The sequence below is a fragment of the Halobacillus dabanensis genome, assembly GCF_900114165.1.
GTDB lineage: Bacteria > Bacillota > Bacilli > Bacillales > Halobacillaceae > Halobacillus > Halobacillus dabanensis.
This window is the reverse complement of record NZ_FOSB01000006.1, coordinates 88,002-109,901: the sequence shown is the minus strand read 5'-3', so window position 1 is coordinate 109,901 and position 21,900 is coordinate 88,002. Positions and strand designations below refer to the sequence as shown.

Annotated in this window: 25 protein-coding genes; all 25 read left to right on the top strand. The window is 41.3% G+C overall.

Annotated features, from left to right (window positions below):
• The 25 genes from BMZ58_RS11630 (at window position 1) to BMZ58_RS11510 (ending at window position 21,897) form a co-directional block, all read left to right on the top strand.
• Window positions 1-729 (top strand): hypothetical protein, encoded by a 729-nt coding sequence (locus BMZ58_RS11630; protein WP_075036726.1) that lies wholly within the window; start codon window positions 1-3, stop codon window positions 727-729.
• Between the two features lie 239 nt (window positions 730-968).
• A complete protein-coding gene (gene spoIVA / locus BMZ58_RS11625; protein WP_075036725.1) occupies window positions 969-2,447 on the top strand; it encodes a stage IV sporulation protein A in 1,479 nt (492 codons plus the stop codon).
• 361 nt (window positions 2,448-2,808) lie between these two features.
• A complete protein-coding gene (locus BMZ58_RS11620; protein WP_008638574.1) occupies window positions 2,809-3,081 on the top strand; it encodes an HU family DNA-binding protein in 273 nt (90 codons plus the stop codon).
• Window positions 3,082-3,267: 186 nt separating this feature from the next.
• Window positions 3,268-3,492, top strand: coding sequence for a trp RNA-binding attenuation protein MtrB (mtrB, locus tag BMZ58_RS11615; protein ID WP_075036724.1), 225 nt, complete (start codon window positions 3,268-3,270; stop codon window positions 3,490-3,492).
• A 98-nt stretch (window positions 3,493-3,590) separates the two neighbouring features.
• Entirely contained in the window at window positions 3,591-4,388 is a 798-nt protein-coding gene (locus tag BMZ58_RS11610) for a heptaprenyl diphosphate synthase component 1 (protein ID WP_244151557.1), read from the top strand.
• Window positions 4,389-4,390: 2 nt separating this feature from the next.
• Window positions 4,391-5,098, top strand: coding sequence for a demethylmenaquinone methyltransferase (locus BMZ58_RS11605; protein ID WP_075036722.1), 708 nt, complete (start codon window positions 4,391-4,393; stop codon window positions 5,096-5,098).
• 16 nt (window positions 5,099-5,114) lie between these two features.
• On the top strand, window positions 5,115-6,086 hold the full coding sequence (gene hepT, locus BMZ58_RS11600; protein WP_075036721.1) for a heptaprenyl diphosphate synthase component II: 972 nt from the start codon (window positions 5,115-5,117) through the stop codon (window positions 6,084-6,086).
• Window positions 6,087-6,175: 89 nt separating this feature from the next.
• Entirely contained in the window at window positions 6,176-6,622 is a 447-nt protein-coding gene (gene ndk, locus BMZ58_RS11595; protein ID WP_075036720.1) for a nucleoside-diphosphate kinase, read from the top strand.
• Window positions 6,623-6,927: 305 nt separating this feature from the next.
• On the top strand, window positions 6,928-7,620 hold the full coding sequence (locus tag BMZ58_RS11590) for a CheR family methyltransferase (RefSeq protein WP_244151541.1): 693 nt from the start codon (window positions 6,928-6,930) through the stop codon (window positions 7,618-7,620).
• Window positions 7,621-7,771: 151 nt separating this feature from the next.
• Window positions 7,772-8,941 carry a chorismate synthase gene (aroC, locus tag BMZ58_RS11585; RefSeq protein WP_075036719.1) on the top strand — a complete coding sequence of 390 codons (1,170 nt, stop codon included), beginning with the start codon at window positions 7,772-7,774 and terminating at the stop codon, window positions 8,939-8,941.
• On the top strand, window positions 8,941-10,020 hold the full coding sequence (gene aroB, locus BMZ58_RS11580; protein WP_075036718.1) for a 3-dehydroquinate synthase: 1,080 nt from the start codon (window positions 8,941-8,943) through the stop codon (window positions 10,018-10,020). The genes aroC and aroB overlap by 1 nt, the downstream gene beginning before the upstream one ends.
• Window positions 10,017-10,379, top strand: coding sequence for a chorismate mutase (gene aroH, locus BMZ58_RS11575; protein ID WP_075036717.1), 363 nt, complete (start codon window positions 10,017-10,019; stop codon window positions 10,377-10,379). The genes aroB and aroH overlap by 4 nt, the downstream gene beginning before the upstream one ends.
• A gap of 15 nt (window positions 10,380-10,394) precedes the next feature.
• Entirely contained in the window at window positions 10,395-11,492 is a 1,098-nt protein-coding gene (hisC, locus tag BMZ58_RS11570) for a histidinol-phosphate transaminase (protein ID WP_075036716.1), read from the top strand.
• Window positions 11,489-12,589, top strand: a complete 1,101-nt coding sequence (locus tag BMZ58_RS11565; RefSeq protein ID WP_075036715.1) for a prephenate dehydrogenase — start codon at window positions 11,489-11,491, stop codon at window positions 12,587-12,589. Before hisC ends, BMZ58_RS11565 begins: the two co-directional genes overlap by 4 nt.
• Window positions 12,590-12,602: 13 nt before the next feature.
• Complete coding sequence (aroA, locus tag BMZ58_RS11560) at window positions 12,603-13,892, top strand: 3-phosphoshikimate 1-carboxyvinyltransferase (RefSeq protein WP_075036714.1); 1,290 nt, start codon at window positions 12,603-12,605, stop codon at window positions 13,890-13,892.
• Window positions 13,893-13,957: 65 nt separating this feature from the next.
• Window positions 13,958-14,830, top strand: coding sequence for a hypothetical protein (locus BMZ58_RS11555; RefSeq protein ID WP_075036713.1), 873 nt, complete (start codon window positions 13,958-13,960; stop codon window positions 14,828-14,830).
• A gap of 18 nt (window positions 14,831-14,848) precedes the next feature.
• Window positions 14,849-16,102 (top strand): tetratricopeptide repeat protein, encoded by a 1,254-nt coding sequence (locus BMZ58_RS11550; RefSeq protein WP_075036712.1) that lies wholly within the window; start codon window positions 14,849-14,851, stop codon window positions 16,100-16,102.
• Between the two features lie 30 nt (window positions 16,103-16,132).
• Window positions 16,133-16,699, top strand: coding sequence for a ReoY family proteolytic degradation factor (locus tag BMZ58_RS11545; RefSeq protein WP_075036711.1), 567 nt, complete (start codon window positions 16,133-16,135; stop codon window positions 16,697-16,699).
• 295 nt (window positions 16,700-16,994) lie between these two features.
• Window positions 16,995-17,450 (top strand): YpiF family protein, encoded by a 456-nt coding sequence (locus BMZ58_RS11540; RefSeq protein WP_075036710.1) that lies wholly within the window; start codon window positions 16,995-16,997, stop codon window positions 17,448-17,450.
• A 133-nt stretch (window positions 17,451-17,583) separates the two neighbouring features.
• Window positions 17,584-18,093 carry a QcrA and Rieske domain-containing protein gene (locus BMZ58_RS11535; protein ID WP_075036709.1) on the top strand — a complete coding sequence of 170 codons (510 nt, stop codon included), beginning with the start codon at window positions 17,584-17,586 and terminating at the stop codon, window positions 18,091-18,093.
• Between the two features lie 3 nt (window positions 18,094-18,096).
• Window positions 18,097-18,771, top strand: coding sequence for a menaquinol-cytochrome c reductase cytochrome b subunit (gene qcrB, locus BMZ58_RS11530; protein ID WP_075036708.1), 675 nt, complete (start codon window positions 18,097-18,099; stop codon window positions 18,769-18,771).
• A 28-nt stretch (window positions 18,772-18,799) separates the two neighbouring features.
• Window positions 18,800-19,726 (top strand): menaquinol-cytochrome c reductase cytochrome b/c subunit, encoded by a 927-nt coding sequence (locus BMZ58_RS11525; protein WP_075036707.1) that lies wholly within the window; start codon window positions 18,800-18,802, stop codon window positions 19,724-19,726.
• A 75-nt stretch (window positions 19,727-19,801) separates the two neighbouring features.
• Complete coding sequence (gene lhaT, locus BMZ58_RS11520; RefSeq protein WP_075036706.1) at window positions 19,802-20,386, top strand: lipoprotein heptaprenylglyceryl N-acetyltransferase LhaT; 585 nt, start codon at window positions 19,802-19,804, stop codon at window positions 20,384-20,386.
• Between the two features lie 58 nt (window positions 20,387-20,444).
• Window positions 20,445-21,152 (top strand): sporulation protein YpjB, encoded by a 708-nt coding sequence (locus tag BMZ58_RS11515; protein WP_075036705.1) that lies wholly within the window; start codon window positions 20,445-20,447, stop codon window positions 21,150-21,152.
• A 70-nt stretch (window positions 21,153-21,222) separates the two neighbouring features.
• The gene (locus BMZ58_RS11510) at window positions 21,223-21,897 is read left to right on the top strand and encodes a zinc metallopeptidase (protein ID WP_075036927.1); all 675 of its coding nucleotides are present in this window, start codon (window positions 21,223-21,225) and stop codon (window positions 21,895-21,897) included.
• Window positions 21,898-21,900 lie beyond the last annotated feature (3 nt).

The following is a 21,900-nucleotide window of genomic DNA, read 5'->3' as shown; positions in this document are numbered from 1 at the left end:
ATGAAACCGCTATTATATTTTCTGCTACCATTGACCGCCTTGTTGCTCACAGGGTGTTTATATCCGAATAATGAACTTCAAAAAAACAAAATACCGAATCAACAGCAGCTGGAAATGGTCCAAAATGCTGTGGATACTTATCAGGAACGAAAAAACGGCCTACTGCCAATCAAAACGAAAGACCAGGATACACCTATTTTCCAAAAATATCCTGTTGAGTTTGGAAAGCTTAAAGAATTGAACCTCATTGGGGAATTGCCAGGCACTTCTTTTGAAAATGGAGGGCATTATCAATATGTGATCATTCATCCAGACACGGATCCGACCGTCAAAGTCCTTGATCTTCGTACAACAGAAGAAGTACGCTCATTGCAAGTGAAAGTTAAGTTTTATAGAGATAACAATAGGTATCCGCCTTTAGGTGATTTCGTAGCTCCTGGGGTTTATGAGCTGGATTATGAAAAACTGGGTATGGACGAACCTCCTATGATCAACAGTCCATACTCTGAGCATAAACTTCCTGTTTTTTTAGACGAACAGGGACAAGTATATATTGATTATCGAAAAGACTTATACACTTACCTCAGGGAAGAAGAACACAATTATGAAACAGGAGAAGATATTCGTTACTTATTGACGGATCACACACCTTTTGTTCCTGCTTATTCTACGACATATACAGTAGAAGATGGAGAGCCGGTATTTACGAGTGATGAACCATCTACATGATATTTAAAACCGCTTCTTGCATAGAGAAGCGGTTTTTTTCATAGATTTCTAGGAAGCCTAAACGAGATTCTTAATGAAGATCATAGGAGGATAGGGTTAAGCTAAGGAACTATGGCACCATTCCTAAGTGGTCTCCTTTCCGAACTTATTAATTTCTTGCATAATCCACTAGGACAACGTCATAGAATTAGATTGTCTAGGCTTGTATGATGGTGAAATTTTATTTGGGAGGGGATCCTTTGGAGAAGGTTGATATCTTCAGTGATATTTCCAAACGGACAAATGGAGATATTTATTTAGGAGTCGTCGGGGCTGTTCGTACCGGAAAATCCACATTTATAAAGAAATTTATGGAGCTTGTCGTTTTGCCCAATATGGAGGAAGAATCAGAGCGAGAACGAGCATTAGATGAACTGCCTCAGAGTGCGGCAGGGAAAACAATAATGACTACAGAGCCTAAGTTCGTCCCTAACCAAGCGGCTAACATCAACATCGATGATCATCTGGATATACGAGTACGTATGGTTGATTGTGTCGGGTATGCCGTCAACGGTGCTGTCGGGTATGAAGATGAACATGGACCGCGTATGATCCATACACCATGGTATGAAGAAGCTATTCCTTTTCATGAAGCAGCTGAAATTGGTACCCAGAAAGTTATCCAAGAGCATTCGACAATTGGGATAGTGGTCACCACGGATGGAACGATCGGGGAAATTGCCAGAGAGGACTATGTAGAAGCAGAAGAGAAAATCGTGGAGGAGCTGCGGGAAGTTGGAAAACCATTTATCATGATAGTCAACTCTGCTCAGCCTCACCATCCGAATACAGAGAAGCTGAGAGAAAAACTCTCTGAGAAATATGATATTCCTGTTCTCGCCCTTTCCGTTGAAAGTATGCGGGAAAACGATGTCCAAAGTGTGCTCCGAGAAGCGCTGTTCGAATTCCCTGTACTAGAAGTTAATGTGAATTTACCGAGCTGGGTGATGGTATTGGATTCACGTCACTGGCTGCGAAACAATCTTCAGGAAGCAATTGAAGAAACTGTAAAGGATATAAAGCGTCTCCGCGACGTAGATACAGTTGTCGGTAATTTCGACCAATATGAATACATCACCGGGGCACACATTTCGGGAATGGACCTTGGGGAAGGGATTGCCGAAATCGACCTTCAAGCACCGGAACATTTATATGACCATGTTCTAAAGGAAATTGTAGGAGAAGAGATACGCGGCAAAGATCATTTGCTTGAAATCATGCAGGACTTTGCCCATGCGAAGAGAGAGTATGATCAAGTGGCTGATGCCATGCAGATGGTCAAACAAACGGGATATGGCATAGCGGCCCCTACGTTAGAGGATATGACCCTTGATGAACCAGAGATCATCAGACAGGGCTCCCGATTCGGTGTCAGATTGAAAGCAGTAGCCCCTTCCATTCATATGGTGAAAGTGGATGTGCAGTCTGAATTCTCCCCAATTATAGGTACAGAAAAACAAAGTGAAGAATTGGTTCGCTACTTGATGCAAGATTTTGAAGAGGACCCATTATCGATTTGGAACTCTGATATCTTCGGTAGATCCTTAAGTTCGATTGTCCGGGAAGGGATTCAAGCTAAACTTGCTTTGATGCCTGAAAATGCCAGATATAAACTAAAAGAAACACTAGAACGAATCATCAACGAAGGTTCTGGTGGTATGATTGCAATCATATTATAACGGCTCCGAGGGGGCCGTTTTTAATTTTTTTCAGCAAAATTTACTTCATAAAGAGGAGTTTTCCATATGGATGTCGTAATTAGCAAAGAGAAGAAGGGAAAATGCTCTTAAATCCCGTCATGACAGGCTTCATCAGTTTTTGCGTAATGCTCGATATTTTGTTACACTACATGTGAAATGAAGGGGTATTCAGCCCTGAAGTCGCGTTGTTACGCGATTTTCAAAGGATTATCTATTGAAATTCGGGGAAAACTCGTTTATGATAAGGCATGTCATCAAATGATGACTGTTAAATAAACATTTGAAGCGGTTCTCACACTGCTTTGAAAGAGTTTAACCTTCTCGGGAGGAGGTGAATGTCATGAATAAAACAGATCTAATCAATGCTGTATCTGAAAAAGCTGATCTTTCCAAGAAAGATGCTACACAAGCTGTAGATTCTGTATTCGAATCTATCATGGATTCACTAAAAGACGGTGATAAAGTCCAATTGATCGGATTCGGTAACTTTGAAGTACGTGAGCGTGCGGCTCGTAAAGGTCGTAACCCACAAACAGGAGAAGAAATCGAAATCTCCGCAAGCAAAGTACCAGCGTTCAAACCTGGTAAAGCCCTTAAAGATGCGGTTAAATAATTAGCTACATAGGGCTTCGAAAAAGGGTGCATGTGCACCCTTTTTCTTTTTATTCCCATTAAATCAATATGTTTATGGCCATACTGGTTGTAATACAGCTCGAAATATGGGCTCTCAAGGTGGATGTTTTGACAAAAGTCCGCACAATAAGAGATAGTAGTGATAAATAGAAGGAGGCAATTCTAAATGTCTACATCCAATAATGACTTTTTTGTAATTAAAGCTCTTGAAGATGGGGTGAATGTCATTGGATTGACAAGAGGTACGGATACAAGGTTTCACCATTCAGAAAAGCTAGATAAAGGGGAGGTCATGATTGCCCAATTCACTGAGCACACTTCTGCTGTCAAAGTTCGTGGTAAAGCTGTCATACAGACTAGCCATGGAGAGATGAACAACGACGCAGAGTGATCCTCCCTCAGGAAGACATACATAACGAACGAGCGGTAGATGGTGAGTTATGCTATAATAGGAGTGTTAAAAAGTGTTCAGGAAGGGACCAGGTGATCATGTTGAATACTGCAGATAACGACATAAAACAACTTAAAACGAAAATCGCATCGAAAGTTCGCCACCCTTATTTAGTTCGATTCATCCCTGAGCCGGCAATCGACGAAGATAAGCTTGTCATCTTGTCATCCATTATGGATCACACCAATCTCTCAGATGTAAAAAAAGAGCAATACATCATTACGACAATGCTAGTGCAAGTCGCACTGGACACCCATGATCTCGTTACACTTTCCGATGAGGACGATGATCGGGAAACGGTAAGAAATAGGCAGTTGACTGTTCTGGCAGGGGATTATTACAGTGGCCTGTATTATTATCTGCTGTCACAATTGGATGACATTCCGATGATCCACACACTCGCTGGTGCCATTAAAGAAATTAATGAATTGAAAATGGAACTTTACTATAAAGATGTCGAATCCTTTCAGGAATTCTTGGATGGACTGAAGAAAATTGAATCTTTACTTATTCAGAGAGTCGCCTCTTATGTTCAAAAGACAACTATCAATGATATGGCAGGGGAATGGCTGCTCACAAAAAAGTTACTAGTAGAGAAAAGAAGCTATCAGGAAGGGAATTTTTCTCCCTTGATTGACGCTTTGATCAACCGTTCGTCATTACTTGGTAACAGTACACAAATATTGGTGAACATTGAACAAATGATTCAAAACCATGTGCATCGGTTGGAAACCACTGTTACTCAGCTCCCTGTACATTTCAATTGGTTGAAATCGTACATGCACACTGCGATTCACCATCAATTCAACCATAGAAAGGTTGCGGAAGAAGGGTGAAAATGGAACCACAAACGAAAGAAGAACGAGTACATCACGTATTTGAAAAAATATACAACCGCTATGACAGTATGAATTCCATTATTTCTTTTCAACAACACAAGCTTTGGCGAAACGATGTAATGAAACGTATGAATGTGAAAAATGGAAACCGAACGCTGGACGTCTGTTGTGGAACGGGTGATTGGACAATGGCTCTCGCAATGCAAGTGGGTACTAAAGGCAAAGTCATTGGACTTGATTTTAGTGAAAATATGCTTTCTGTCGGTATCAAAAAAAAGCTGGCCGGAAAAGTAGGACAAGTCGAATTTCAACATGGAAACGCGATGGCTCTTCCATATCAAGACGATCAATTTGATTTTGTAACCATAGGATTCGGCCTGCGTAATGTCCCTGACTACAAACAAGTGTTAAAGGAAATGTACCGGGTCGTCAAACCAGGCGGGAAAGTCGTCTGTCTTGAAACTTCCCAACCTACGAATCCTGTGTTCAAGAGATTATATTATCTCTACTTCGGTAATGTAATGCCACTGTTCGGAAAGTTATTCGCTAAAAGCTATCAAGAATATAGCTGGCTTCATGAATCAGCGAAAGACTTTCCAGGGAAGAAAGAGTTAAAAACGATGTTCGAAGATGTCGGTTTTGTTAATGTAAAAGTTAAATCCTATACTGGCGGCGTTGCAGCCATGCATATGGGGGAAAAGCGATAACTAAGGATGAAATACCATGAAACTAGCTATGATCTATTCTTTTTTAAAAAATGATTTAGCCGTCATTGAGAAAGCTGTCAATCAAACGATTCAGTCAGACAATACGGTGCTGAGGGAAGCGTCAAGCCAATTATTGCAAGCGGGCGGGAAGAGAATCCGTCCTGTATTTGTCCTGCTCGGTGGTAAGTTCGGCGATTATGATATAGACCGGATGAAAGCTGTAGCCGTTTCCCTTGAACTCATACACACTGCTTCTCTTGTTCATGATGACGTTATAGATGAAGCGGAGGTAAGGCGTGGCGAACCGACCATCAAATCTCGTTGGGACAATCGGATAGCAATGTACACAGGAGATTACATATTTGCGCGCTCCCTGGAGAATTTATCCGTGCTTGAAAACCCTCGTGCCCACCAAATTTTAGCAAACACGATGGTAGAATTATGCCTGGGTGAAATAGAACAAATTAAAGACAAATACAATACAGAGCAAAACCTCCGTACATATTTAAGAAGGATTAAACGGAAAACGGCCCTACTAATTGCTGCAAGTTGTCGCCTTGGGGCTATAGCTGCTCATACGAAAAGTGAATATGAACGAGCGTTATATCAGTATGGTTACTATGTTGGGATGTCTTACCAAATTATCGATGATGTATTGGACTTTACCGCATCTGAAAAAGAACTTGGTAAACCCGCAGGAAGCGACCTGCTCCAGGGGAATATCACTCTCCCTGTTCTTTTGTCTATGGAAGATCCTAAATTCAAAAATGATTTGGAAATCGCTTTTGAACGGAAAGAGGACTTGACAGCTGAAGAACTTCAACCTTTGATTGCAATGGTTCAGTCCAATGGTTCCATCCAACGCTCCCTTGAAATTAGCGATCGATATTTGAATAAAGCCTATCAATCTCTAGCTAAACTTCCAGCTAATCGTTCCAAGCAGACATTGAAAGGAATCGCTAGATATATTGGAAAAAGAAGGGCATAATCTATTGCCTTTCTTCCTTTTGTTTGATAGACTTTTTTATGGCACTTATAAAAGCGCTTTCAGACTATACATAAGATGAGGTGTTTGTCATGGAAAAAACTTTTTTGATGGTTAAACCAGATGGTGTACAACGCAATCTAATCGGGGATATCGTAGCAAGATTTGAACGAAAAGGCTTTAAATTAGCAGGAGCGAAATTGATGGCCATCCCTAATGAGCTGGCTGAAGAGCATTATGGTGAGCATAAAGAAAAACCCTTCTTCGGAGAACTGGTAGACTTTATTACGTCAGGTCCTGTTTTCGCTATGGTGTGGGAAGGCGATGATGTAATTGCCACAGCACGTAAAATGATGGGTGCCACAAAGCCTGCAGAAGCTTCTCCTGGTACGATCCGTGGTGACTTCGGTGTCACAGTCGGTAAGAACGTCATTCACGGTTCTGATTCGAAAGAAAGTGCTGAACGCGAGATCGGCTTGTTCTTTGAAACAAGCGAACTCGTTAATTACGAAAAAGACCAATCTACTTGGGTTTACTGATTTCCGATCAACCACCTTCACGTGAGGGTGGTTTTTTTGTTGTTTAGTTTTTTGATTAGGGCTCTTTTACCAGCGGCGCTTACCTTCTCGTATTTTCAGAGCATCTATTCGTTCCTGAGAGACTTTGTTTAAAAATGTGTTGGGCAAGCGTTTATTCATTTACAAGAGGGACATGCTGGAGTACTCTTAATGGGAACAGACAGGAAAGTAAGGAGATTCAGAAATGAGTAACGATTATTTAAGTTTTGTAAAAAAAAGTCCATCAAAAGACAGGTGTAGATTTATCCCAATATAAAGAAGCACAGATGAAGCGGCGTTTGACGTCATTAAGAGAAAAGAGAGGATATAACAACTTCGGCTCTTATTACGAGGCTATAGTGGAAAACTCCTCGCTCATGGATGAATTCTTAGATAGGATGACAATCAACGTATCAGAATTTTACCGTAACCGTAAACGCTTTGAAGTGCTTGAACATAAAGTGATTCCGTATTTACTGGGTAAAAAGAAACGATTGAAAATTTGGAGTGCTGCATGTTCCACAGGAGAAGAACCTTATACTTTGGCTATGATATTGAGTCGGTACATATCTCTTGATCAAGTTGATATTCTTGCTACGGATCTTGATCGTAATGCTCTCGATCGTGCCAAAGAAGGCTTGTATCATGAAAGGTCTCTGAAAGAAGTTACACCGCAAGTTAAACATAACCATTTCACAAAAGAAGGCTCCTATTACCGTGTTGGGAAAGATATAAGAGATAGTGTCACATTTAAAGAACACAATCTTCTTGCGGACAACTACCCGGGCGGTTTCGATCTCATCGTTTGCAGAAATGTAATGATTTATTTTACAGAACAAGCGAAACAAGTCATCTACCAAAACTTCAGTCAGGCTATGAATGAAGAAAGTATTTTTTTCGTTGGTAGTACAGAGCAGATTTTTTCCCCACAAAAATATGGCTTTGAAGTTTATGATACATTTTTTTACAAAAAAGTATAGAATGTTTTACAGAAAGCGCTTTCTGGTCATTTTTATAAAAATTCCGATATTTTGACGCCACAAATCTACATCCATATGATATAGTAGTATCTAAAATTTATAACAGCTGATCATTCAACTGAAAAGCTAACACATAGGAGGTACGTTATTGATGCGCTACTTAACCGCTGGAGAATCACACGGTAAACAATTGACGACAATAATCGAAGGGGTGCCGTCTCATCTGCCACTCCTCAAAGATCAAATAAACGAATCATTACTCCGACGCCAAGGCGGATATGGGCGTGGCAAGCGTATGCAAATCGAGAAAGATCTCGTGGAAATAACGAGCGGTGTCCGCCATGGATACACCTTGGGCTCACCGATCACACTCGTTGTACATAACGATGATTTTAAACATTGGACGGATATCATGGGGGAAGATCCTCTTCCTGAAGAAACACAAAAGATTCGACGGACAGTAACAAAACCACGCCCTGGTCATGCGGATTTGAATGGTGGCATGAAATATGGGCATAGAGATATGAGGAACGTGCTAGAACGCTCATCTGCTAGAGAAACGGCAGCACGAGTTGGTGCTGGAGCAGTAGCTAAAGTGTTATTGAAAGAATTAGGGATTGAAGTAGCCGGGTATGTCAGGGAAATTGCCGGCATTGTATCTGATGTCGACGAGAATTTGACATTGGCGGAACGACGAGAGATATCTGAAGCTTCTCCTGTGAGAACATTTGATGAAGCAGCTGCAGAAAAGATGATGTCTGCAATAGACGAAGCGAAAAAAGAAGGAGATTCAATCGGTGGAGTAACAGAGGTTTATGTGGAAGGGATGCCACCAGGATTAGGGTCTTATGTACAATACGACCGCAAACTGGATGCCAAGATTGCAGGTGCAGTCATGAGCATCAACGCCTATAAGGGTGTGGAATTCGGAATCGGATTTGAAGCCGCTAGAAGAAATGGCAGCAAAGTGCATGATGAAATATTGTGGAATGAAGAAAGAGGCTATTACCGCCGTACGAATCGTCTCGGAGGATTCGAGGGTGGTATGACGACAGGAATGCCGATTGTAGTCAAAGGAGTAATGAAGCCCATTCCTACGTTGTATAAACCATTGCAAAGTATTGATATCGAGACAAAAGAGCCATTCAATGCAAGCATCGAACGCTCCGATTCATGTGCAGTACCTGCCGCCTCAGTAGTCATGGAGCATGTCGTAGCGTTTGAAATCGCCAAAGCCCTTACAGAAGAATTTCCATCTGATTACTTCCCTCGCTTAAAACGAGCTGTTGAAGATTACCGTCAGGAAGTACGTGAATTTTAATGGCTGCACTTACAATACATGCGAAAAGCCATGATTATGATGTCCTTGTTGAGCGAGGAGTACGTCACAAGGTAGGGGAATTCATCAAAGGGCGATATGCTTCGATCTTTATCATTACAGATGAAGCAGTCGAAAAATATTATCTGGAAGATGTTAAAAAGAGCCTGAACGGAATCGCTGATGTGTCTACAGCAGTGGTTCCCCAGGGTGAATCTTCGAAAAGTATGAGGCAGTACGAGCATTTATTGAATAGTTGTGCAGAAGCGAAACTTGACCGGAAATCCTTGATCATCGCTCTAGGTGGAGGAATGGTCGGAGACTTGGCAGGATTTGTGGCATCCACTTATTTACGAGGTGTCGACTATATGCAAATGCCGACAACCATTCTTGCTCATGATAGTAGCGTTGGGGGAAAGGTTGCCATCAATCATCCCAAAGGCAAGAATCTGATTGGATGCTTTTATAACCCTGAAAAAGTGATCTACGATATAGAAACAATCGAAACATTATCAGAAAAAGAAATCCGATCAGGCTATGGTGAAGTGGTTAAACATGCAATGTTAAGTGATGATGTATGGTTTAATGAACTCTTGGAAAGAGATATTCTGGATTTCTCTGATAGCAAATTGGAATCGGATCTTACGAAAGGTATTCAAGTAAAAGCTGCAATCGTTCAGCAAGACGAAAGAGAAATGGATCTCAGAAGACACTTGAACCTAGGTCATACACTCGCACACGCAATCGAAACAGAGTTAGGGTATGGGGAAATTACACATGGGGAAGCTGTAGCTATCGGTCTACTATTCACACTGAGATTAAGTGAATCGCTTTTTAATGTCTCATTGCCTGTTGAGGAGTATCTCACATGGTTACAGAATAACCATTACCCGTTATCAATCATATCGGAGCTTGACACAGAAGCTATCGTTGAGCGTATGAAATGGGATAAAAAGACGGTAGATGGAAGTATTAATTTCGTCTTAATCAAAAAAATCGGGGACATTTGTGTCGAACCTGTTCCAAATCAGCACCTGTCCGAACAATTGAATATGTTAAAAGCCGAGGTGAGCGGAATATGATCAGAGGTGTTCGTGGTGCAACGACTGTAGATAAGAATGAGCATGACGAAATAATATCGAAGTCTCTCGAAATGTTACAGGATTTAATAAACTTGAACAATATTACCGCAGAGGATGTTGTGTCTGTTTATTTTACTGTAACCGCAGATATTGATGCTACTTTTCCTGCGAAATCCTTACGCATGGTAGAAGGGTGGACCTATGTTCCTGTCATGTGTATGAGAGAAATTCCGGTACCGGGAAGTCTGGAAAAATGCATCCGTGTAATGGTTACAGTGAACACCGGTAAATCACAAAAAGAAATACACCACATCTATCACTATAAGGCAAAAAAGTTAAGGCCAGACCTTAAGCGTTGAGAGGAGATTAATCCTATGAAAGCAAAAGATATACTAAAAAATATGAAACCATATAAACCCGGAAAAGGTATCGAGGAAGTCAAAAAAGAATTTGGTTTGGAACGCATAGTGAAATTAGCGTCCAATGAAAACCCTTTTGGTTTTTCACCTGTCGTTGAAAAAGAGTTGCCGAAGCTGATATCGGATCTGGAAATTTACCCGGATGGTTATGGCGCTGAAATCCGGAAGAAAGTTGCTGCATTTATTGGAGTAGATGAAGAGCAGCTAATCTTCGGCAATGGGTCCGATGAAGTCGTCCAAATCATTTGTAGAACGTTTCTTGAACCGGGGGCAAATACGGTTATGGCCACCCCCACATTCCCTCAATATCGGCATAATGCCCTGATTGAAGGAGCAGAAGTAAGAGAAGTTCCTCTCATTGACGGCCACCATGATTTAGAATCAATGCTTGAAAACATTGATGATCAAACTCGTGTACTATGGATTTGTACTCCGAACAATCCAACAGGTGTACACATTGATCAAGACACATTACAAAATGTGCTAAAGCGAACTCCGGATCATGTGCTTGTTGTTATTGATGAAGCATATTTTGAATATTTAGAAGCAGAAGATGCTTTTGATTCTATCTCTGCATTAAAAGATTATCCTAATCTGATGGTTTTACGAACTTTTTCTAAAGCCTATGGACTTGCTGGCTTACGTATCGGTTATGGGGTGGGACATCCGGATATCATCCAAATTCTTGAACCTTCTAGAGAACCTTTTAATACATCAACCGTGGCCCAAGCTGCAGCAATCCTCGCTCTCGATGATCAAAAGTTTATTGAAGAGACAGTAAAAGAGAATCAACAAAACAAAAAAGAGCTTATGCGTTTTTGTGACGAAAATGGTCTGGGCTATTACGATACGCAGGCTAACTTTCTGTTGGTTCAACTGCCATGTACTGGGGACGAGATGTTTGAATATCTCCTGACGAAAGGGTTTATTGTGCGTTCTGGTGAAGCGCTTGGCTTACCAAATACCATTCGTTTAACTATTGGTAAAAAAGAAGATATGAAGGAAATCCAAGAAGCGATAAAACAGAAGGTCGCTTCTGAAGCAAGACAATGAAGCAGACTGTCCTGATTGTCGGTTTAGGATTAATAGGCGGTTCAATAGCCATGAACATAGCAAAAAAAGAAGAGGTCTTCATTATCGGAATCGACGGTGATGAAGATACTTTGAACATGGCTTTAAAACAAGGCGTTATTGATCAGGCGTCATTTAATTTCTCTGAGTCCGCTAAAGAAGCGGATATATGCATTTTGGCTACACCGATCTCCATCACTATTAATTACCTACAGCAACTACAGTCGATTGACTTGGACAAGCCATTGCTAGTAACCGATGTCTCGTCCGTCAAGAATCAAGTGTTGGAAGCGGCAAATAGATTAGAACATCCACTCTTATCATTTGTGGGTGGACATCCGATGGCCGGGTCCCATAAGCAAGGATATACAGCAGCAAAGCCGCACCTCTTTGAAAATGCTATTTATGTTTTAACGCCGTCGGTTCATGCTAATCAGAATGAGGCAGAGCGTTTGAAGGATTTATTGTCTGAAACCAATGCACGTTTTCTTACGTTTACAACGGAAGAACACGATGAGATGACGGCTGTTATTTCCCACTTTCCTCATTTGATCGCATCTTCCCTTGTTCACCAGGCGAAAGAATGGCAGGCAAGGCATCCTTATATTAAACATCTAGCCGCAGGTGGTTTTAAAGATATAACCAGGATTGCTTCGAGCAATCCTAAACTTTGGCAGGATATCTTTTTTCAAAATAAACGGCTTCTTATATCGATGCTAGAAGAGTGGATAGGTGAGATGGAACAGGTGAAAGAGTTTCTGACTAACGGGGAGAAAGAACGTACCTATCAGTATCTATCGGATGCAAAACAATACAGGGATGGGCTGCCTAGTAAAGAGAAAGGTGCAATTCCTGCATTTTACGATATTTATGTTGATATACACGACCAACCTGGGGCGATCCATGATGTTATCGGGATTCTTGCTGAGGTAGAAATTAGCATTAAAAACATACAGATTTTGGAGATACGAGAAGGCATTACAGGCGTATTAAGGATCAGTTTTGCTTCAAGTGAAGAGCAAAATATAAGCAAGGAAGTTCTTGCTGATCATCACTACGAAGTAATGATTCAACAATAAAGGAGGGTGTATTTTGTCCAGTATTGAGTTACAGCCGACTAAAAAGAGACTTAACGGGGAACTGCGTGTGCCGGGAGACAAGTCCATCTCCCACCGTTCTGTCATCTTTTCATCCCTGGCACACGGTACATCATACATTAGTAATTTTTTGACTGGAGAAGATTGTCTCCGCACAGTAGAAGCCTTCCGTCTAATGGGAGTGGAAATCGAACAAAAAGAAGATCAGCTGATTGTACACGGGAATGGTATTACCCATTTGAAAGAACCTGTTCATCCGATCAACTTTGGAAATTCTGGTACAACGGCCCGCTTAATGAGCGGTGTTCTTGCGGGGCTGCCTTTGTTCACAACGGCATTTGGAGATGAATCACTTTCCAAACGACCTATGGATCGTGTTGTTGTCCCCCTTAAAGAAATGGGAGCGGAAATTACAGGTAGAAATAACCACTCGCTTCTGCCACTTGCATTCAAGGGAAGAAAACTAAAAGGTATCCGCCATGAATTGAAAGTGAAAAGTGCCCAGGTCAAATCTGCTTTAATTCTAGCTGGGTTGCTAGGAGAAGGGGAGACCGAAGTTGTAGAACTCGGTGAAACCAGGAATCATACAGAAATGCTTCTTCCTGAGTTTGGTGTCCAATTGAAGGTCAATGGCCGTTCGATAAAAATCGAAGGAGGTCAAGAGCTGCAAGCCTCTAACATTAAGGTCCCTGGAGATATCTCATCTGCAGCTTTCTTTATTGTGGCTGCTTCTATTACTCAAGGTAGTGACCTGCTGATTCGGGATGTGGGCTTGAATTCAACCAGGGATGGAATTGTCCGGGCGATGAAACAGATGGGGGCGGATATTGAAACCAAAGTACATACACATGTGGGAAGTGAACCGGTGGGAGACGTTAGGATCCGTGGTAGGATGCTAAAAGGAATCACCTTAAAAGGAGACATTATCCCAAACCTTATAGATGAAATACCGATCCTTGCGCTAGCTGCAACACAAGCAGAAGGAGAGACAGTCATCAAAGATGCAAAAGAACTCCGCTTCAAGGAAACAGATCGAATTGAAGCAGTTGTTCAAACGCTCCAATCTTTAGGTGCGGATGTAGAAGGATTAGAAGATGGTATAATCATTAAGGGAAAAACGCAACTTAAAGGTGGTATAATCGATTCTTATGGGGATCACCGAATCGGTATGATGGGTGCCATCGCCTCTTTGATCAGCCAGGAGCCGGTTACTATTCAAGACAAAGATTGTATCAATATATCTTACCCTTCATTTTTTGAACATTTAAATGAAACGTTAAGCTAAATTAACTTCATAGTTTATGTAAAGCTCTCATACGATATAAAAAGCCTACTTGGAGGTTTTGTCGTATGGGAGCTTATTGGTTTCAAGGATATGTAGAACAAGACACAGGCCCTTGTTTCAGTGAACGGACCGTATATCAGGAAAAGTTTGTCAGAGATCGAATTGGTAAGGGACCTTATAAGAATATGGTGCTGGAAAATTTCTACGTTACTCCTGGCCGTGTATTAGTGGATCGAAAAGAACCGATTGCTACCTCTGACTCCCCAAAACTTAGTGCAGAAGGCTACATAAAAAGAGGGTGTACCTTGTTGCTCATACAACACCTAGTGACTAGCTTACGTCATTACCGAGCACATTATGACCACTTTTTAACAAGTTTAAAGGAACTACCTGTAGACTATATGGTAATTCCAGTGGTTCCGGCAAGAAGACTACGGCCTGAGTTGGTACGTTTTTTTGCCAGGAGAGGGAGCCCCTTTTTATGTGTAGAAGTGCAGGCTGGTGAGGAATTGTCAGAAGTATGTTGGGAATGGGTGGCTCAGGCGCAGGGATATAAAAGGATGCCATTGACATTGTTCGTCAAAGATACAGAAAATACGTCGGATAACTATTCAGAAATGTGGTCATCACTTTGCGAACAATATGGTATCATTAAGCTAACAGACGTACAGGACGATGACATGTTATCTTTGCAAAACCTGAAAGATAGTGGGATCTATCCTAAGAAGGGGAGTTTACTCCCTGGAAGTCAAGCAGATTATAATCTTTACTACTTGAAACAGGGCCCAACGTTTGATGAGCAGGAAGATTTCAGATATCATAATGCTGTTCCGAATGTAACGATTATGAATGGCCAAGTAAAACAAGTCGATCAGATTATTATAGATCGTGAGTCAGGGTCTCATATGAAAGTTAAGATTCACAAGCATTTTGTCTAATTTGGAAAGGATGTCATCATGGAGGAAATTCAAAAAGCTATCCGTCAAATGGAAGCACATAAGACGGAAGACGCAATAAAAACTTTAACACAATACCTACCAGAAGCTGATGAAGAAGAACGGTTCACGATAGCTGAGCTCTATATTCAATGGGGGATGTTGGAGGAAGCGAAATTAGTCCTTCAAGAACTGATCCAACGCTATCCGAAAGAACAGGAATTGAAAGTGATGATGGCAGAGATCCACATCGATTTGGATGAAGATGATGAAGCGATTGAATTACTTGACCAATTCGGTCCGGAAGACGAGGATTATTTACAAGCCCTTGTTCAACTGGCTGATCTTTATCAAGCACAAGGTTTATTTGAAGTAGCCGAGCAAAAACTATTAACTGCTAAGAATGTAGAACCGAATTCTGCGATTATCGACTTTGCTTTAGGGGAGCTTGCCTTCTCAAACGGGGAATATTCTAAGAGTATCCCTTATTATGAAAACGCGATGCATCACCAACCGGTCATCGGGGATATCGAAGTGGCGACACGCCTGGCTGAAGCTTATGCGGCTAACGGTGAATTCGAGCAAGCCCTTGAGTTTTTCCAAAAAGTGGAAGAGGAAAATCCGGATGTCATGTTCCGCTATGGTTTTGTAGCATTCCAGGCCAACCGTAACGATATAGCGATTCACGTGTGGGAAGAATTGATTGAAAAAGATCCATATTTCCAGTCTGTTTATCCCCATTTAGCACAAGCTTACGATTCGGAAGGAATGCCAAAGGAAGCATTGGAAATGGCTAAAAAAGGTCTAGCTAAGGACGAATTTAATAAAGAACTATACCATTTAGCTGGAACACTATCTCACCGGCAGGGTGAAAAAGACAAAGGTTATCAATACATGAGAGAAGCAGTGGCTTTGGATCCAGGCTATAAAGAAGCTATCCTTTTCTTAATTGAAAACTATAAAGCTGACGAATTACACGAAAATATCATTGACTTGATCAATGAACTGATCTCCTTGGGTGAAGAGGATCCGAATTACTTATGGGAACTTGCTCAAGCTTATGAAGAAGAAGAGAAGTTCAGCGACGCTTATGAACAATACAAACAAGCCTATCCATCATTGAAGGAAGATACAGATTTCCTGAAAACTTACGGCTATTTCCTCGTGGAAGAAGGTAGAATGTCTGAAGCACGTCAAGTGTTCGAAGAGTATTTAGCTATCGATCCGACAGATACGGAAATAGAAGAATTCGTTGAGCGACTGAGAGAACAATGAGCTGATTAATTAAGCGCAGGAGGGGCGCCTATGCAAACACCAATCTCTGTGGATGAGAAAAAAGACTTTGTCCGCTGGTTTTTGAATCAATTTCAATTGAAAAAAAGAGAAAGTGTCTGGATTCTTAATTATTTGATGAACCATGAATCTCTCTTGTCCAGTGTCCATTTCGTCCAGGAAGTGAAGTTTTGTCCGCGTGGTATGGAAATAAGCGCACAGGGTGTTTCAGACCCACCTTTCCGTTTTTACAAAGGCCAAGTAATGACGAATGATGCTGAAAAATCATTTCACGATTTGAGAATGAATCAAGGAGAGCCGATTTACATTCAAATGAATTTTGACAATGCTCAGCAGTGTTCCAAGTATGCATTGGTTCTAGAGGAAAACCCATATCTGCCTAAAGATTATTATTTGAATGATCGTGATAAAAATGAGGCGGAGAGGCTGTTGTCTGTCAGTTTGCTGCAACATAGACAAAAGCGTATCGAAGAACGTATCGATGAGGCACTTATTAATGGGGAACGAGAGGTGTTTAAGACCCTTTGTTCGAAACTTGAAAAGGTCAAAGACGATTTGAACACGTTTTTACTAAGTTGAAAAATAACCATTCTGTTATAAGGCAAGATTGATGATGACTCAGTTTCAAAGACATTTTCATTTTCAGAAAGGGATGGTGGGTGGAAAAAACGGCTCTCCTTCCCCGACGCCCCTATCCCCTCACAAAAAAATTCGTCATCCAGCCTTTTAGATAAGGGAGCTTTCATATGATAGTGGGATTCAATAGTTGAATATTCAAAGCCGGGAAGCTCTTGGAGCATTCTCCGGCTTTTATTTTTGTTGTGATGTAGTAAAATGGAGAAAATGATTACATAAAAAAGGAATGATATGAATTATGCGATGGACAAAAGCAGATACTACTCAATATCTACCAGAAAAACAATACATTGACACAGTTTTAATTCCGTTAATTCCATTTGACCCATCTTCGGACCAACATATGGTCAAGCAAGCCTTTCAAAGGGAATTGAATCAAGTGTTCACTAACCTAATTGAAAAACAATATACGGGACGGATCTTCCTTGCTCCCGAATATTACTATATTAGTGAAACCAATCAAGAGGAAACAACCAGAGTGAATACGTGGGTGGAGAAATTCAAACAGCAACCTTTTGAACATGTGTTTCTTTTCACGTTTGATAGTAAATGGAAAAAATTCGAACATGATTTGGCTGGCCATCTTTTATGGGTGCCGGGGATGGGATCAGGGGACATACAATCAACGGAAACCCAATCTTTTGTGCGTGAACAAGCCCATCAAATCAGTGAATTAATCCAGGCCTATTGGTAAATGGTTAAAAGTTCCGACAAGGTTTGATAATTTATTGACCGCGCCTTGAGATTGCGCTATCATGGTAATGTCCTAGTAAACTGTGTGTAATCAATCCATGTCGCATGGATTACAGCATAGAGGGGGGAAAAGAATGAGCGATAAAAAACGAGTATCCCGTCGTCAATTTTTGAACTACACACTGACTGGTGTAGGCGGTTTCATGGCAGCAGGAATGCTTGCACCGATGGTTCGTTTTGCAATCGATCCTGTATTGACGAAGAAAGAAAGTGGAGATTTCGTCTCCGTAGCTTCTGTCGATGAAATCACGAATGAACCGCAGCGTTTCGAATGGACGATTGACCAAGTCGATGCCTGGTATGAATCGGAAGTTCAAAAGACGGCTTGGGTGTACAGAAATGAGAATGATGAAATTGTAGCACTATCACCTATTTGTACGCACCTTGGATGTACGGTAGACTGGGCTTCTAATGAGGAATACCCGAACGAGTTTTTCTGTCCTTGTCACGGGGGCCGTTATAAGAAGAACGGTGAGAATATTCCAGGAACACCGCCTACGGCACCATTGCCACATTTTGAATTCAAAGTCGAAGAAGGCATGCTTTATTTAGGTGAAGCTAAAGACACAGGAGGGGGGGTATAATACATGCTTCAGAAAATTTATGACTGGGTGGACGAGCGTGTAGATATCACCCCATTATGGCGTGATATTGCAGATCACGAAGTTCCAGAGCACGTAAACCCGGCACACCATTTTTCAGCATTTGTCTATTGTTTTGGAGGATTGACATTCTTCATTACTGTTATTCAAATTTTATCTGGTATGTTTTTGACGATGTATTACGTACCTGATATTGAGAACGCTTGGAAGTCTGTCTATTACCTGCAACGAGAGGTTGCTTATGGACAGATTGTACGTGGTATGCACCACTGGGGCGCTAGTCTCGTCATCGTCATGTTATTCTTACATACGTTACGGGTATTCTTCCAGGGAGCTTATAAGAAGCCTCGTGAGTTGAACTGGGTCATTGGGGTCCTATTGTTCTTCGTTATGTTAGGCTTAGGTTTTACTGGGTACCTGCTACCATGGGATAACAAAGCATATTTTGCAACTCAAGTAGGTCTTGAAATTGCAGCTGCTACACCATTTATCGGTGACCAAATTCGAACATTACTTGCAGGCGATCCATCGATCGTCGGTGCACAAACGCTTACACGTTTCTTTGCAATTCACGTATTCTTCTTGCCGGCTGCATTGTTCGGATTGATGGCGTTCCACTTCGTATTAATCCGTAAGCAAGGTATTACCGGTCCACTATAAGATGTAATGTAAAAAAGGAGGGAAAGCTGTGCATAGGGGAAAAGGGATGAAGTTCGTCGGTGATTCACGAATCACGGCAGAACAAAAAGCCAATTTACCAAAAGACTACTCAGAATATCCAGGTCGTACGGAAGCGTTCTGGCCGAACTTCCTATTGAAGGAATGGCTAGTAGGAGCTGTATTCCTGATCGGATTCTTAATTCTGACTGCTGCTCACCCATCACCACTCGAGCAACAAGCAGATCCAAACAACGCAAGCTATATTCCACTACCTGACTGGTATTTCCTATTCTTGTACCAATTCTTGAAGTACCAATTCGCAGGTGGAGATTATATTGTACTCGGTGCTATCGTCATGCCTGGACTTGCTTTCGGTGCATTATTGCTAGCTCCGTTCCTGGATCGTGGCCCTGAACGTCGCCCGCATAAACGTCCAATTGCAGTAGGGTTGATGCTATTAGGATTTATTGCAACGTTCTGGTTGACTTATGAATCTGTTTCTCACGCTGATTATGAAATGCGTGCTGAAAAGTATGGGGTTAACGTAGAGGCTGTTGAATCTACAATTAACAAGGAAGACCCTGGTTATGCCGTTTATGAAGCGAACTGTTTGAGCTGTCACGGTGATGCTTTACAAGGGCAAGGGAATTATCCTTCTTTGATTGATGCAGAACTTACTGTCGATCAAGTAAAAGATATTGCAGTCAATGGAATCGGTGAGATGCCATCAGGGATCTTTGGTGGTTCTGATGAGGAACTTCAGCAATTAGCTGAATTCGTTGTCAATGCTGGTGGCGGTGACGCTGGCGGCGGAGAAGGTTCTGAAGGAGAATCAGGAGAGGGATCTTCTGAAGAAGGTGGATCTGAGGAAGGATCTTCCGAAGAAGGTACAGCTGATGAATCGTCAGAGGGAGAGAACTCCGAAGAGGGATCTGAAGAAAGCTCCGATGAATAATTAGATAAGATATTAACTGTTAAGCCGCGCTTTCCATAAGCGCGGCTTGATTTATAGAGGAGGGTCTTTGAGATCATGAGAAACTTTTTAGCTTACATATTGCTCAATAGGACATTTTTGATACTTTTATTTCTCATAAACTTGCTTGGAACGATTTACGGTTACATTTGGTATGAACCACAATTATCCATAACGGACCCCATTTTTCTCATTTTTGTTCCTGATAGCCCTACTGCTAGTCTTTTTTTTACTATATTTCTTGGATTTTATCTGTTTGGTAAAAATGTTCCCTACATTGAAGCGCTAGCTATTATTACATTATTGAAATATGGTATATGGGCAGTAGTGATGAATGCTCTTACTTTGCTGGAATATGGCTCTTTACCATGGACTGGGTATATGCTGGTCATCTCGCATGGGGCTATGGCTGTGCAAGGATTACTTTATGCACCTTTTTATCGTATTCGCTTAAAGCATGTTATGGTTGCAGGTGTTTGGACATTACATAATGATGTCATCGACTATGTTTTCAATCAAATGCCTGTATACCCTGCTATTATGGACCATTTAGAAGCGATCGGATACTTTACCTTCTGGTTAAGTATAGGGTGTATTGGTGTTGCTTACTATGTTATGCGCTTTCAACGTCCATCGGTCTAAATATTATGAACCTCTCATAGAATGAATGTAAGACTCGAATGAGAGGGGAGAAAATACGGTGGGACGGGCAATTATCTTAATCTTAAGCTCCCTTATCCTCACACTGACATTAATAAACAATACTGAAGGCTGGGCGGCTAAAGCTCCCGATCCATGGGAATCCTTTATAGCCCAATATAGACATTTAGTATCGGATGGGAAGGACGAGCTCGCAGAACGCATGTGGAAAAACACATATCCTAAAATGGAAAAATATGCTCAAACGCTAACTCCCGATGAATATAATTTATGGAGTTCCTTAACGGAGGACCTGAATGACAAGAAGCACGATATGCGCTTTAATGTAGAAACGATTTTCTTTTTTCTACAAGTGACTTCTTCCGATAATTCCAATGCAATCATAGTGGAAAGGGTACATCAACTGGTTCGTCAAGTTGAACAGGAGCCTTCCACCTCTAGTGAGATAATCAACCAGTGGAAGTTGGTTAAGCCTGTTATAAACAGTTATACTATAAAAGAAGATATCATTTTAGTTGATGAAGCACTAAGTGATTGGTCTATTGCAAACTCTCAAAATTCAAGGACAGCAGTCATTAACAGTTTGAATAATCTAGTGGAACCTTTAAAATCAGATGAATCTGAAGCCGTGTTTTGGATGGCACTAATTGTTGGAGGCTCTATTACTTTAACACTAAGTTATGTAGGGGCCAGAATGTATCAAGGTCGTTCGAAAAATAGACACAAGTTGAAGAGTGGTTCTAGTTGATTTTTCTAAAGTTTTTGACTAAAATTGACCTATACACATTAAATGCTAAATGCGGAGGAATCCAAAGATGATGAGCTTTATTATTTATTTCGCCCTAATCATGATCATACCAATATGGGCGCAATCTAAAGTGAAAAAGACATACAAGAAGTATTCGCAAGTACCTACTTCATCATCCATGTCAGGTGCAGAAGTAGCTCGTAAAATATTGGATGATAACGGTCTTTATGATGTTTCCGTCGAAGAAGTTCGTGGTCATTTAACAGACCATTATGACCCACGCTCTAAAGTAATACGACTCTCTACAGACATTTTCCATGGACGTTCTACTGCTGGTGCAGCGGTTGCGGCACACGAAGTGGGACACGCGATTCAGGATGCTCAAGACTACGCCTTCCTGCGATTTAGAAGTGCCATGGTACCTGTAGCCAGTTTTGGTTCTAACATTTCCATCTTTTTGATTATTGGTGGGTTTTTATTAGGAATGGCGCAACTTGCATTTGTTGGTATCATATTTTTCGCAGCAGCCGTGCTGTTCCAGTTGATCACACTTCCGGTGGAATTCGATGCTTCTAACCGGGCCATGTCTCAATTAGTTTCAACTGGAGTCATCAGAAATGATGAAGAAAGAAAAACGAAAAAAGTACTCAATGCTGCAGCGATGACTTATGTGGCTGGTGCGCTAGTCGCTCTTGCTGAATTGTTACGTTTCGTGTTTATGTTTATGGGTATGAACGAAGAATAATCA

What these genes read in the sequence shown, in the direction of transcription:
- aroB (WP_075036718.1), top strand. Translation starts at nt 8,941, where the DNA reads ATGGCTGCACTTACAATACATGCGAAAAGCCATGATTATGATGTCCTT.
- aroH (WP_075036717.1), top strand. Translation starts at nt 10,017, where the DNA reads ATGATCAGAGGTGTTCGTGGTGCAACGACTGTAGATAAGAATGAGCAT.
- BMZ58_RS11535 (WP_075036709.1), top strand. Translation starts at nt 17,584, where the DNA reads ATGAGCGATAAAAAACGAGTATCCCGTCGTCAATTTTTGAACTACACA.
- qcrB (WP_075036708.1), top strand. Translation starts at nt 18,097, where the DNA reads ATGCTTCAGAAAATTTATGACTGGGTGGACGAGCGTGTAGATATCACC.
- BMZ58_RS11565 (WP_075036715.1), top strand. Translation starts at nt 11,489, where the DNA reads ATGAAGCAGACTGTCCTGATTGTCGGTTTAGGATTAATAGGCGGTTCA.
- BMZ58_RS11630 (WP_075036726.1), top strand. Translation starts at nt 1, where the DNA reads ATGAAACCGCTATTATATTTTCTGCTACCATTGACCGCCTTGTTGCTC.
- BMZ58_RS11555 (WP_075036713.1), top strand. Translation starts at nt 13,958, where the DNA reads ATGGGAGCTTATTGGTTTCAAGGATATGTAGAACAAGACACAGGCCCT.
- BMZ58_RS11510 (WP_075036927.1), top strand. Translation starts at nt 21,223, where the DNA reads ATGAGCTTTATTATTTATTTCGCCCTAATCATGATCATACCAATATGG.
- BMZ58_RS11590 (WP_244151541.1), top strand. Translation starts at nt 6,928, where the DNA reads ATGAAGCGGCGTTTGACGTCATTAAGAGAAAAGAGAGGATATAACAAC.
- BMZ58_RS11545 (WP_075036711.1), top strand. Translation starts at nt 16,133, where the DNA reads ATGCAAACACCAATCTCTGTGGATGAGAAAAAAGACTTTGTCCGCTGG.
- BMZ58_RS11550 (WP_075036712.1), top strand. Translation starts at nt 14,849, where the DNA reads ATGGAGGAAATTCAAAAAGCTATCCGTCAAATGGAAGCACATAAGACG.
- aroC (WP_075036719.1), top strand. Translation starts at nt 7,772, where the DNA reads ATGCGCTACTTAACCGCTGGAGAATCACACGGTAAACAATTGACGACA.
- BMZ58_RS11610 (WP_244151557.1), top strand. Translation starts at nt 3,591, where the DNA reads ATGTTGAATACTGCAGATAACGACATAAAACAACTTAAAACGAAAATC.
- mtrB (WP_075036724.1), top strand. Translation starts at nt 3,268, where the DNA reads ATGTCTACATCCAATAATGACTTTTTTGTAATTAAAGCTCTTGAAGAT.
- lhaT (WP_075036706.1), top strand. Translation starts at nt 19,802, where the DNA reads ATGAGAAACTTTTTAGCTTACATATTGCTCAATAGGACATTTTTGATA.
- BMZ58_RS11620 (WP_008638574.1), top strand. Translation starts at nt 2,809, where the DNA reads ATGAATAAAACAGATCTAATCAATGCTGTATCTGAAAAAGCTGATCTT.
- ndk (WP_075036720.1), top strand. Translation starts at nt 6,176, where the DNA reads ATGGAAAAAACTTTTTTGATGGTTAAACCAGATGGTGTACAACGCAAT.
- BMZ58_RS11540 (WP_075036710.1), top strand. Translation starts at nt 16,995, where the DNA reads ATGCGATGGACAAAAGCAGATACTACTCAATATCTACCAGAAAAACAA.
- BMZ58_RS11605 (WP_075036722.1), top strand. Translation starts at nt 4,391, where the DNA reads ATGGAACCACAAACGAAAGAAGAACGAGTACATCACGTATTTGAAAAA.
- hepT (WP_075036721.1), top strand. Translation starts at nt 5,115, where the DNA reads ATGAAACTAGCTATGATCTATTCTTTTTTAAAAAATGATTTAGCCGTC.
- hisC (WP_075036716.1), top strand. Translation starts at nt 10,395, where the DNA reads ATGAAAGCAAAAGATATACTAAAAAATATGAAACCATATAAACCCGGA.